An 11,524-nucleotide genomic window follows, 5' to 3' on the forward strand; every position below is an offset into this window, starting at 1 on the left:
ACGGCCACCTGTTCCACGAGACCATCCTCTCCAATCTGCGCCTCGCGAGGCCGGAGGCTTCCGACGACGAGGTGTGGGACGCCATCCGCCGCGCGCGGCTCGAGCCGCTCGTCCGGTCCCTGCCGGACCAGCTGGACACCATGGTGGGAGAGCGCGGCTACCGGCTGTCCGGAGGCGCGCGCCAGCGGATGACCATCGCGAGGCTCCTGCTCGCCCATCCGCGCGTCGTCATCCTCGACGAGGCGACGGCGGCGCTGGACTCGACGTCTGAGGCCGCCGTGCAGGCGGCGCTCAGCGAGGCGCTCAAGGGACGGACGGCGATGGTGATCGCACACCGCCTCTCCACCATCCGCAGCGCGGACCTGATCCTCGTTGTTGAGGACGGCTCGATCGTGGAGCGCGGTACGCACGAGGAACTGCTGGCTGTGGGTGGGCGGTACGAGGAATTGCACCGGACCCAGTTCGCCGTGCAGAAGAATGTTGCGGCCGATGAGGAAACGCTGAGCCGGACCTAGTCGCTGAGCTCGGTGCCCCGCCCCGAGCGTCTCGACGGTTGACTGCCTCAAATTGTACGTTGTCGTTTTGGGCCAAATAGAGATGAATTTAATGAGTTAATGATGACCTTGTGGGGTCACGTCCCAGGTAGTGGTGTGGAATTCTAGACATTCATCGGAGCGATTGGCCCGCTGATCCGGCGTGATATTTTGCGTATGAGGAATCTTTGCTGAGACTTATCTGTCCGGGCGCACCACTCTTGGTTGCGCTGTTCGCCGCGTCAAGGTTGGCGGGAAGGCCCGCGATTTCTCGGGGAGCAGCGAAAGCACTGCGGATGCGACGTGTGCCGTCCCGTCCTTGACGATTTTCGTCGTCGTTGCGGACTGCAGCGTGACCCTCGCCGACGTGCGGGTGGATTACACCATACGTACCGAGGCCGATGAGTTTTTGGCGGCGCTGACAGTCGCCTGACCATCCGGATCCTCACACCCGGAATTGTCGGCGTGCGGGAGTAACATGACAGGAGTGAATCGTCCAATCGCGACAACGGTGGGTGGCCTGCGAGCGTCGGGACACATCCACAAGACCCTCCGCGCCGAGCTGCGCGATAACCTACTCGGTGCCCTGCGCGAGCACCGCAACCCCTGGCCGGGACTGCACGGGTTCGATGCCACCGTGATCCCGCAGCTCGAGCGGGCACTAATCGCCGGCCACGACATCGTGCTTCTCGGTGAGCGAGGCCAGGGCAAGACCCGCCTGTTGCGAACGATCGTGGGTCTGCTCGACGAGTGGTCGCCGATAATCGAGGGATCCGACCTCGGCGAGCATCCGTACGATCCGATCACCACGGCGAGCATGCGCCGTGCCGCGGATCTCGGCGACGACCTGCCCGTAGCCTGGCGCGGCCGCGACGAGCGGTACGCCGAGAAGCTCGCGACCCCCGACACGAGCGTCGCCGACCTCATCGGCGACGTCGATCCAATGAAGGTCGCCGAGGGTCGCAGCCTCGGCGACCCCGAAACCATCCACTTCGGGCTGATCCCTCGCAGCCACCGCGGCATCGTGGCGATCAACGAGCTCCCCGACCTCGCCGAGCGGCTCCAGGTCGCCATGCTCAATGTTATGGAGGAGCGAGACATCCAGATTCGCGGCTACGTGATGCGCCTCCCGCTCGATGTGCTCGTCGTCGCGAGCGCGAATCCCGAGGACTACACGAACCGCGGCCGCATCATCACTCCGCTGAAGGACCGGTTCGGAGCCGAGATTCGCACCCACTATCCGACTGACCTTCTCGACGAAGTTGCGATCATTCGCCAGGAGTCGGAGCTCATGGCCGAGGTACCCGGCTACCTCGTCGAAATCCTCGCCCGCTTCACCCGGGGATTGCGCGAGTCTTCCGCGGTCGACCAGCGCAGCGGTGTCAGCGCACGATTCGCCATCGCGGGCGCCGAAACCATCGCGGCGGCGGCGATCCACCGGGCCACGCGTCAGGGAGAAGTGGATGCCGTCGCGCGCCCAGTCGATCTCGAAACGGCGGTCGATGTGCTCGGCGGCAAGATCGAATTCGAGTCGGGCGAGGACGGACGGGAAGACGAGATTCTCGACCACCTGCTGCGCTCGGCCACGGCGGAGACGGTGAAAGCTCACCTGCGCGGGCTCGACTTCGATCCACTCGTAGAGGCGATCGAGAACGGGGTGATGGTCATCACGGGAGAGCAGGTCACCGCCCGCGACTTTCTCGCCGGGCTGCCGTCTCTCGGCGAATCCGAACTGTACGACGAGATCTGCGCCCGCCTCGGCGCCACCAACGACGGGCAGCGGGCCAGCGCTATCGAACTCTCTCTTGAGGGTCTGTATCTGACGCGCCGCATCAGCAAGGAGAGCGGCAGTGGCGAGGTAATCTATGGCTAGGGCAAATCGCCGACTCGCCGGCTCCTCCCGCTACGGGCGGTACGCGGGCGGACCCGATCCGCTCGCCCCACCCGTCGACATCGCCGAAGCCCTCGACGCCATCGGGGAGGATGTGATGGCCGGATACTCCCCGGAACTAGCCATGCGCGAGTTTTTGCGCCGCGGAGGCACGGACCGCACCGGGCTCGACGACCTCGCCCGTCTAGTCGCCGCCCGCCGCCGCGAGCTGACGAGCAAACATAACCTCAACGGCACCCTGCAGGAAATTCGCGAACTGCTCGACAAGGCGGTCAGTGCCGAACGCGCACAGCTCGCCCGCGACGTCGATCTCGACGACGCCGACCGTGCGCTCGCCGAAATGCAACTGGACAATCTCCCGGCCTCGCCCGCGGCGGCCGTAAGCGAGCTTGGGAGTTACGACTGGCAGAGTGCGGAAGCCCGCGCCGACTTCGAGAAGATTAAGGACCTGCTCGGGCGAGAAATGCTCGACCAGCGCTTCGCCGGCATGAAAACGGCGCTCGAAAACGCGACCGATGACGACCGCGCAGCCATCACCGAATTGCTCGACGACCTCAACGACCTGCTCGAGGCCCATCGGCGCGGAGAAGACACCGCCGCCCAGTTCGAGCGGTTCATGGCCAAGCACGGGCAGAACTTTCCCGAGAATCCGGCCAACGTCGGCGAGCTCATTGACTCGCTCGCCCAGCGGGCTGCCGCCGCCCAGCGTATGCGCAATTCGATGACCGAGGAGCAGCTCAACGAACTCGACGCGCTCTCGCAACAGGCTTTCGGCTCTCCCCAGCTGATGCAATCGCTCTCCCGACTCGACGCGGCGCTCCAGGCGCTGCGCCCGGGTGAGGACTGGGGAGGAGGAGAGCAGATGGATGGCGCCGAGGGCCTCGGCCTCGGAGACGGTACCGGGGTCTTTCAGGACATCGCCGACCTCGACGACCTCTCCGAGCAACTTTCCCAATCGTATGCCGGTTCAGGCATGGAAGATCTCGACCTCGACAAACTTGCCCGTCAACTCGGCGACGAGGCGAGAACCGACGCCCGCGCACTCCAACAGCTCGAGAAGGCGCTGCGTGATTCGGGCACTCTGAAACGCGCGACCGACGGCTTGCTCCGGCTTACGCCGAAAGCGATGCGCCAGCTAGGCAAAGTTTTGCTGCGCGACGTTGCCGAGCGTATGTCCGGTCGCCAAGGCCGCAGGGACCTGCTTCGGGCGGGAACTGCGGGGGAGCGCTCCGGCTCCACCCGCGAATGGAACTTCGGCGACACCGAGCCGTGGGATGTGACGCGCACCATCACCAACGCGATCACCCGCATGGCCGGGCAGGGCGGCTCGACCGGATCGGGCGTCAAGATCGAAATCGGCGACGTCGAGGTGCAGGAGACCGAGGCCCGCACCCAGGCCTGTGTCGCCCTGCTTGTCGACACCTCCTTCTCGATGGCCATGGAGGACAGATGGGTGCCGATGAAGCGAACGGCGCTCGCGCTGCACACCCTCATCAGCACGCGGTTCCGGGGGGACGACCTCAAGCTCATCGGGTTCGGCCGCTACGCGGAGGAGCTCGACATCGAGCACCTCACCGCTCTCGATGCCACCTACGACAAGGGTACCAATCTGCATCATGCGCTGATGCTCGCCAACCGCCACTTCCGCAGGCATCCGACCGCGCAGCCGGTGCTTCTCATCGTCACCGACGGCGAGCCAACCTCCCACCTCGAGCCTGGCGGCGAGGTCTACTTCCGCTACCCGCCCGATCCGCTCACCATTGCCCACTCGGTGCGCGAGCTCGACAGGTCGATGCGGCTCGGGGCCCAGACCACGTTCTTCCGCCTCGGAGAAGATGCCGGGCTCGCGAGGTTCATCGACTCGATGGCCAGGCGCGTGGGCGGTACCGTCGTGGCACCGGAGCTCGACGATCTCGGCGCCGCGGTGGTCGGGTCCTATCTCGGCTCTCGACGGGGGCCGGCAAGTCCCGGTACTGGCGATTTCGAGGGGATGTTCGGCCGCAGCTGGGGCCTGTAGCGCCGGACTAGAACAAAGGCCAGGGCACCGGGGGCATGGCGCTTTTGGGCTGCAAAACGCTGCTCGGTGATCATCTGCTTCAATCTCTCTTCGAGGGCCACCAGTCGACGATTCTGCGCAGAGGATTAGGGCGAGGCCGAACGCGACCCAATTGGAGAACCAGCCTTTGGTGGTATCCCAGGTCGCACCGGTGGGAACAATGGGGCCGAAAACAATCGCCACAGATCACACTGCTTTTGCGGATGACACGACGCGGGGGAGTGCTGTCGGGTCGCGGCGCCCATCGAAGTCGCTAGCCGATCAAATGGTGCCGCAGGACGTGAACGCGCCCACCCTGCCACGCGAGGCCAGGAGTGCATGATGTCCCAGCGGTCGACTGGCATAAACAACGTGAACTGGCCGCGAAGCGCTCAGGAGCGTTGCGAAGGTGACTTTCCCGGTGGGTCAGATATCTCTGGGCTCGCGAGTTTGGCCGCTATACCGTGTGCAGCCCGGCGCAACCAAGGGTTGCCATCGTGGGCCCATCGTTCGAGGGCTGTCTCCGCCCGTGTGCGGTTGGACCCGCTCAGGGCCTCGATCAAGGGAACCACCACGTCGAAAGTGAGCGGATCGCTGATCTCTGGCAGCATTGCGCCGCGCAGAAATCCCTCGATTCTGGTGAGGTCGGTGTTGTCGAGCCGGGATAGATTCGCCTGCAGCAGCACGATTGCCGCAAGACGGCGTTCGAACACCGGCACGTTCCACAGTTCAGTGCTCAGCGCGGTCACCTCGTCGTGCGTCATGTTCTTATATCGGCGGGTCAGGTCACGAATGGTTCCTCGCACGGCTCCGACGGATGCACCGTAGAAGTCCAGTTCGTATCCCCACCGGGCGTTCGCCTGCGCTGCGCGCTCCCAGGTAGCTTCGTTCTGTAGCGTGAGATCTACAAAATCACCGGCGTCGCTCATCCCTCTATTCTGCCGCTGTGGGTCCGTACCGACCGCCGCGACCGCCGCGACCGCCGCGACCGCCGCGACCGCCGCGACCGCCGCGTTGACTTGGCCGGTAATTTTCACGATGGCCACGAGCAGAACTACGGCGGCAGGGATACTTCCAGTGCCAGCTTGGGCGACAAGGACGGTGCCCAACACAAACGCCTCACGGCACCGGGCGTCACCTTCACCCAACCACCCACGGATGTCGGGCCGAGCACCACTGCGGTCCTCGACGATTCCTTCGGGGCAACCTCATCCAGATCGCGAGCCTGAATTGAATAAGCTCGACGAGTACGGCCTCAAAATTGGCCGAGGGGAGGAGCCTGACCTGGGCGGCGGTTAGGGTGATTTTGTACTGACGGGTATTTGGTGCCGGTACGTGGTGTGGGATTGTCGCCTTCAGGCGTTCGCGCGTGGAGGTTCTAGCTCGCTGGCGAGGAGGGCTTTCGCGTGAACTCGACGTCGGCCGTCGTCACGACCTTGCCAGTGCGGCCGGGTGCGGTCTGGAAGCTCCAGTAGAGATTGGTGTGTGCAATCACTTCTGCGGGAGGCGGCGCTCCCCACTCGGTGAGATCTTCGGTGGTGTGTGCATCGGAGACTAACGTTGCATCGTATCCGCGGGTGAATCCACCGTGCAGGGTGGAGCGCACGCAGGCGTCCGTTTGTGCACCGACCACCACGAGGTGGCCGATACCGGCTTCCTCGAGCACCTGTTCCAGGTCGGTTGCCTCGAATGAGTCCCCGTATTCTTTGCGGATCACAGCTTCACTGCTCGCTGGTTCGAGTTCGGGAACGATCTGCCAGACGGCGGTGTCCATGGGCAGGGCGTCCGAGGAATGCTGCACCCAGACGACCGGCACTGCTTCGCCGCGGGCGCGTTCAACGAGAGTCGCGATGTTGGCCACGACATGGTCGCGTTGGTCGGCATTGGCCAGGACACCGTTCTGGGCGTCGATGACCAGAAGGACGGTGCCGGGGCGATCAGTGGCGCGGGACATCTCATCCTCCAGAAGTAGACGTGCGATGATGCAATGTCGTTACTCCCTGTATCCAAGATACCTCCGCTCCGGCGACAAATCTCCCCGAGTTTGGTTTCTATGTGCCAAGTGATGCTGGCTCTCGTAGTCTGAAGCCATGCCAACCTCAGTGGAGCTAATCCGATCTGCACGCCTTTCGAGTTTGGCCGAGTACGCGTACGCCGCCACCGCCCCCGTGGGGGCGCGGCTCATTTTTCTCGCGGGCGCTTGCCCGCTGGATCAGCACGGGAACACGGTGGGAAGGATTTCCTATGAATTGCAGGCATCAAAGTGTGTCGAGAACCTCATTGTCGTGCTGGAAGCAGCTGGCGCGTCTTTGACCGATGTGATTACCACGCGAGTTCTCGTTGCCACGACTAATCAGAATGACCTGATCCAAGCGTGGGACGTCGTTCGATCCGCGTTCGGTTCGCATGATGTGCCCAGCACACTGATGGGCGTTACCGTACTCGGCTACACCGATCAGCTTGTAGAAATTGAAGCGGTGGCAGCGGTTCTGGATTGAGATCTGCCGCGTGCTGCGCCTGTCGTGAAGAGACACATCGAAGGCGATTCTGACGTCTTGACTCCATTGACTAGTTCGACGTAAGCAGTTCGGGTAAACCATATTCTGTGAACGAAGGGCCAACGGGCGAGCGATCGGGTGTGCTCGGCGTACCCTGCAGGCACTTTCGCTGTGGCAATTCCACTAATAGTTGAAGAAGATCGAGGGGTCCTCCGTCCGGCCACAGTTGAGGGCAAAGCGGCGAGGTATCTCTGCCGCGTACCTGAGCGCTGCAGGGGTGCTTTCGAGTTAGATGGTCGACCGGGGCACAGGTCGGCGGCCGCGAGAAGTTTGGAAGCGGATGAGGTAGCCATCGGGGTCCGTAACGAGGAACTGCTCCACCCCGGCTTCATCGTCTCCGATGCGGTACCACTTCGTTTCGGGTTGCATGAGGAGGTCGATACCGGCATCTGCGAGAGCGGAGACCAGTGGCGTGATGCTGGGTACATTGATCTGAAAGTTGATTCCTCGACCGAAGGGGGTCTCGAGTGGGCCAGTGATCCAGTTCCGACCGATTCCGATTTGCTCCAGCATGAGATGGGCGGAGCCGAGCGATATATACGCGAAGCGCTCCTTGGGTCGCGAGTGACGAATCTCGAAACCGCACAGATCGCACCAGAAGGCAAGGCTGCGATCGATGTCGCTGACCAGGAGCTCGGGGACGAGCGCCGGTTCAAAGGTTTCAGTCATCAAACCACTCTCGCACCGAAGGAGACCCTCCGGCCTGAACTGGCGCGATCTTCGTGCCGACACTTTCAGTGATGACCTGCGGTCTGAAAAGGGGTGACAAAACGTCGTTCACAGCGGCGATCACGAAGACGTTGCCTGCACAAGCTCTTTTCGAAACCAGTGGTTCGCGTAGGGGTCCGCATTGTGTGCTTCCCCCTCGATGAAGCCAAGCGACGCGTACAGGCCTCGCGCTTCAAGGAGATCGGAGCGCGTGTCCAACCGCAGGGTAGTGAGTCTGACCCCGCGTGCCCTGCGCTCCATGTCCTCCATGAGGAGCCTGCCCACGCCGTGCCCTCGCTTCATGGGAACCACAAACACTCTCGTCACCTCGCCGATATTGCCCGGCCGAATCCGCATTCCCGCGCAGCCGAGAACGGTCGATCCCTGTTCAGCAAGCAGAAACAGCCCGGTGGGTGGGGCCAGGTCATCGCTGGGGTAACCGGCCTGCGCATCGAGGACCTCCGGTCGGGTGGCGGGGCGCCCGTAGTAGCGACCCACGATGTCTTCGTAGTAACGCAGAGACACGTTGTGAGCCTCCGCAGATGTGGGCAACGTCGCGGAGACACGGATCGGATCAAGACAGTTCAGAGATCTTTCCCGTGTGGTTTTTCGTGTTGATCGTGAAGACCCCCGCTGGCCCGATCACGACGTGGTCGATGTCGGAGGAGCCAGAGCCGACGGGTACGGCGTGGAGCACGGTCCATTCGGGGCCGAGCTTCGAGAGCACCTCTGCAACTTCGATTTCACCAAGGGCACCGCCGTACCAGCTGCGGGCTTCAGGGTTTAGCGGATTTTGGCCGAAGAGTCTTGCGGCCGCGCTTTAGGGCGGGGCGGTCGCCTGAATCCGCAGGCACTCTTGCATCACGGAGTAGGCGGGACCGCGCGAGCGCAGCGTCGGTTGAACGGCCACGTCAGAATGATTATCGATGATGACCCCCCCCGCCATCGAAGCTACGCGACACGCAAAAGCGTGGACAGCCCCAGAAGAGGGTGGCAGCAGGACCCGCGGAATCCGGAAATTCTGAAAGAACCGCTCCTATTAGCTGCGACCGTGGCGCCGAGCGGGATCGACGACTGCCCGTTAGTGCTCTCTCGACTGACGGTCCTGGGTAGATCCGATGGAGAATCGCGGGCCCCAATTGCGGAACGTGGTCGGGAGAGCCGGAGTTGAGGGTGTGACGCCGATACACTAAATCGAGTCCGACGCCGCGCCCGGGCAAAGGAATCGGTCTCATGAATAGAACGTCCCTAGTCGATGACTTGGTTGAAAGCCTCCTCGACCGAATCCTTCGGGGAGTGTTTGCGGCCCACGAGCCGCTGCCGCCGGAGGCTGTCCTCGCCGAGGAGGCCGGCGTCAGCCGTCTGACCGCTCGGGAAGCCATCAAGAGTCTCCAAGCGCAGAAAATTGTATACGTTCGGCGCGGGCTTGGGACCTTCGTCAACCCGCCTTCGGGCTGGTCCAGTCTCGAGGCGATCCTGCGCGCCGCGGCGCGCGACCTCGGCAGTTCTGAGGTACCACTGCGGCTCCTCTGGGTGCGCCGCATGGTTGTGGAAACGCCGCGATCCGATATGTTGAGCACATCCTCAAATATCCGGGAGCTAAGCGATGCACTGGGAAACTATCGTTGCGGCCGCACTGCCGTTCATTCTCGGCGGAGGTTCCGTCTTCCTTCGTGCGAATCGACTGCGGGCGCTACTGAAAGACGATGTAGCGATACTAACCGGAGTGCCAGATGGATCGGCCGTGCGTCCAATGGTCACCGCGGCAGCTGAAATTGGGGCCGCTCGTTTGGCATCGTACACGTTGGTCCCGACGCCTGTTGGCGTTTATTTTTCAGCCTTTGGGTTGTCAATCATCGGAATGGCGATATTTTATGTTCGGGCAAACGTCGGTCAGGATCTGAGCACGGGCGATGGCTGGACGGCAATAGCCGGGCTTCTCTTCTACCTCATCGGAATCACCGTGCAGGAACGTGACTTTCTGTTCGATATGCACCCGCCGGAGCTCGGCCGACGAGGCCTCACGCCCGGCCTAGGCGTAATAGCCCGAACGGGATACTTCCAGTAATCGGGCGGTGCGAACGATGATGAAGTTGTCCTTCTTGCTCCAATCAGTTCGAACGCTTTCCGTTCGTATCCGATGATTCCTGGGCGAAGAAGATGGCCGCTTTTTTAGGAACGGCCGATCAAGTTTCAGGTCAGCGTTTTCTTTGTGTAACCGCAGCAACTCGGCCCGCTCAGATTCGGTCACCGCCGTCTCGCCAGTGTCGTTGCGAGCCTTGAACGCGGTCGCCCAACGGCCAAGCGAGGCCTCATTGATGCCGAGCTCACGGGCCACATTCGCGACCGCCCGGCCAGTATTGATAACCAGCTTCACGGCCTCGTCTTTGTACTCAGGAGTGAACTGCCGACGGGTCTTTGCCATAGTGAACATTTTCTCTTAGAAGGTGTCCACGAAATTTGGTCAAGGCCAGTGTTTAGGCCGCATCAGATCGCAAGCAACGAAGTACCCAGAAACCCGCACGGCGAAGATCGCCAGCAGAAAGGCGTGGGCCGGCGCACCGGTCTGCCGTCGATGCGCCCTGACCTGTCGGCTCTTGCCGTGAACGAAGGGCCGCACTACAACTCTTGTAAACGTGAACGCGGGGAGTACTCCCTTTGCGCGAAGCGATCTTATCGAATCCCGAACGGGATTATGCCTGCGCCGCAAGCCTGCCCGGTTTCACCTCAGTCGCGCGCCAGACTCAGCAGGGTGTCGAGCAGCACGTTGGCGCCGTTCTCGACGTCTGCCCACGCCGTTTCCTCCTCAGGGCAGTGGCTGCGTCCATTGATGCTCGGCACGAAGATCATGCCCGTCGGCGCCAGCCGGACCATGTTCTGCGAGTCATGCCCCGCGCCGGAGGGCAGTGCGCTGTGCGAGAGTCCCCGGGCCGTAGCCGCAGCGGTGATCGTCGCTTGGATCCCGGCGTCCAGAAGCACCGGCGGAATAGTGGTCTCGAAATCGAATTCCGCGTCCACCCCGTACCGCAGCGCGATCTCCCTGGTCGCCTCCACGATGCCCGACTGAAGGGCATCTACCAGCTCCGCTTCGGCCTCCCGAAAGTCCACCGTAACCCGCGCCGTCCCCGGAATCACGTTGGCGCTTCCCGGCTCGACCGTGACGATTCCCGAGGTAACGACTGCACGTCCGCTGACACCGGCGGCCACCTCGGGTAGGGCCACCAAGAGTGCGCCGGCGGCGGTGAGCGCATTCTGGCGCCGGTCCATCGGAGTTGTCCCGGCGTGGTCGGCCCGGCCCAGGAAGGAGACTACGCCGCCGCCGAGCGCCACGATGCTGGTGACCACACCGATGTCGTGCCCAAGCTGCTCCAACGTGGGTCCCTGCTCGATGTGCAGCTCCACCGTCGCGTGCAGCGCAGCCGGGTCCAGCTTCGATGCCGCGGCGGCATCGAGGTCACCGCCGGCCGCTTCGAAAGTGTCGGCAAAACGGTCGCCATCCCGGCCGGTGAGCGCCTCAAGTTCGGCGTGCGAGAAGCCCCGTGCCAAGGCGCTCGACCCGAACAGGTGGGCGTAGTTGCCCTCTTCGTCCGTAAACATGACCGCTCGCACCGGGCGGTCCAGCGCCGGATGTTCCTCCTGTATGCGGCGCAAACACTCGACCGCGGCGAGAACGCCGAGCGCTCCGTCGAAGGCACCACCATTGGGCACGGTGTCTATGTGCGATCCCGACCAGACCGCGGGCTGGCCCGCGGGGGGGTCGGCGTAGTCGGGGGCCATGGCGAAATTACCGATGCCGTCC

The 11,524-nt window shown here is 63.2% G+C and carries 11 protein-coding genes and 1 pseudogene; 5 read left to right on the forward strand and 7 right to left on the reverse strand.

The window, feature by feature from the left end; genetic code table 11:
• The 3 genes from LH475_RS09890 to LH475_RS09900 all read left to right on the forward strand — a co-directional run.
• Nucleotides 1–515, forward strand: a 515-nt coding sequence (locus LH475_RS09890) for an ATP-binding cassette domain-containing protein (protein WP_297413734.1), incomplete at its 5' end; no start/stop codon positions are given.
• 496 nt (nt 516–1,011) lie between these two features.
• Entirely contained in the window at nt 1,012–2,406 is a 1,395-nt protein-coding gene (locus tag LH475_RS09895) for a sigma 54-interacting transcriptional regulator (RefSeq protein WP_196842576.1), read from the forward strand.
• Nucleotides 2,399–4,441: a VWA domain-containing protein gene (locus LH475_RS09900; protein ID WP_196842577.1), complete on the forward strand. Its 2,043-nt coding sequence runs from the start codon at nt 2,399–2,401 to the stop codon at nt 4,439–4,441. Before LH475_RS09895 ends, LH475_RS09900 begins: the two co-directional genes overlap by 8 nt.
• 410 nt (nt 4,442–4,851) lie before the next feature.
• On the opposite strand, the gene LH475_RS09905 is transcribed toward LH475_RS09900, so the two are convergent.
• Nucleotides 4,852–5,568, reverse strand: a complete 717-nt coding sequence (locus tag LH475_RS09905; protein WP_297413738.1) for a DNA alkylation repair protein — start codon at nt 5,566–5,568, stop codon at nt 4,852–4,854.
• Nucleotides 5,569–5,837: 269 nt separating this feature from the next.
• Nucleotides 5,838–6,413: an isochorismatase family protein gene (locus LH475_RS09910; protein ID WP_297413740.1), complete on the reverse strand. Its 576-nt coding sequence runs from the start codon at nt 6,411–6,413 to the stop codon at nt 5,838–5,840.
• 136 nt (nt 6,414–6,549) lie between these two features.
• On the opposite strand from LH475_RS09910, the gene LH475_RS09915 reads away from it, so the two are divergent.
• Nucleotides 6,550–6,957 carry a Rid family hydrolase gene (locus LH475_RS09915; protein WP_297413742.1) on the forward strand — a complete coding sequence of 136 codons (408 nt, stop codon included), beginning with the start codon at nt 6,550–6,552 and terminating at the stop codon, nt 6,955–6,957.
• Between the two features lie 288 nt (nt 6,958–7,245).
• On the opposite strand, the gene LH475_RS09920 is transcribed toward LH475_RS09915, so the two are convergent.
• From LH475_RS09920 to LH475_RS09930, 3 genes and pseudogenes are all read right to left on the reverse strand, one after another.
• Nucleotides 7,246–7,686, reverse strand: coding sequence for a VOC family protein (locus LH475_RS09920; protein WP_297413744.1), 441 nt, complete (start codon nt 7,684–7,686; stop codon nt 7,246–7,248).
• 120 nt (nt 7,687–7,806) lie between these two features.
• Complete coding sequence (locus LH475_RS09925; RefSeq protein ID WP_196842581.1) at nt 7,807–8,250, reverse strand: GNAT family N-acetyltransferase; 444 nt, start codon at nt 8,248–8,250, stop codon at nt 7,807–7,809.
• Between the two features lie 49 nt (nt 8,251–8,299).
• Nucleotides 8,300–8,470, reverse strand: a pseudogene (locus LH475_RS09930) (nuclease-related domain-containing protein); the annotation flags it as partial.
• A 488-nt stretch (nt 8,471–8,958) separates the two neighbouring features.
• On the opposite strand from LH475_RS09930, the gene LH475_RS09935 reads away from it, so the two are divergent.
• Nucleotides 8,959–9,498: a GntR family transcriptional regulator gene (locus tag LH475_RS09935; protein ID WP_297413747.1), complete on the forward strand. Its 540-nt coding sequence runs from the start codon at nt 8,959–8,961 to the stop codon at nt 9,496–9,498.
• Between the two features lie 259 nt (nt 9,499–9,757).
• Here the strand turns inward: LH475_RS09935 and LH475_RS09940 are convergent, their stop codons facing one another.
• Together LH475_RS09940 and LH475_RS09945 are read right to left on the reverse strand one after the other, a co-directional pair.
• Nucleotides 9,758–10,150, reverse strand: a complete 393-nt coding sequence (locus LH475_RS09940; protein WP_297413750.1) for a transposase — start codon at nt 10,148–10,150, stop codon at nt 9,758–9,760.
• Nucleotides 10,151–10,452: 302 nt separating this feature from the next.
• On the reverse strand, nt 10,453–11,524 hold a 1,072-nt coding region (locus LH475_RS09945), incomplete at its 5' end, for a Zn-dependent hydrolase (protein ID WP_297413752.1).

Source organism: Cryobacterium sp. (genome assembly GCF_026786305.1).
GTDB lineage: Bacteria > Actinomycetota > Actinomycetes > Actinomycetales > Microbacteriaceae > Cryobacterium.

Coding starts and splice junctions, on each gene's coding strand:
- LH475_RS09910 (WP_297413740.1), bottom strand. CDS start 6,413: ATGTCCCGCGCCACTGATCGCCCCGGCACCGTCCTTCTGGTCATCGAC.
- LH475_RS09895 (WP_196842576.1), top strand. CDS start 1,012: ATGACAGGAGTGAATCGTCCAATCGCGACAACGGTGGGTGGCCTGCGA.
- LH475_RS09915 (WP_297413742.1), top strand. CDS start 6,550: ATGCCAACCTCAGTGGAGCTAATCCGATCTGCACGCCTTTCGAGTTTG.
- LH475_RS09900 (WP_196842577.1), top strand. CDS start 2,399: ATGGCTAGGGCAAATCGCCGACTCGCCGGCTCCTCCCGCTACGGGCGG.
- LH475_RS09920 (WP_297413744.1), bottom strand. CDS start 7,686: ATGACTGAAACCTTTGAACCGGCGCTCGTCCCCGAGCTCCTGGTCAGC.
- LH475_RS09935 (WP_297413747.1), top strand. CDS start 8,959: ATGAATAGAACGTCCCTAGTCGATGACTTGGTTGAAAGCCTCCTCGAC.
- LH475_RS09940 (WP_297413750.1), bottom strand. CDS start 10,150: ATGGCAAAGACCCGTCGGCAGTTCACTCCTGAGTACAAAGACGAGGCC.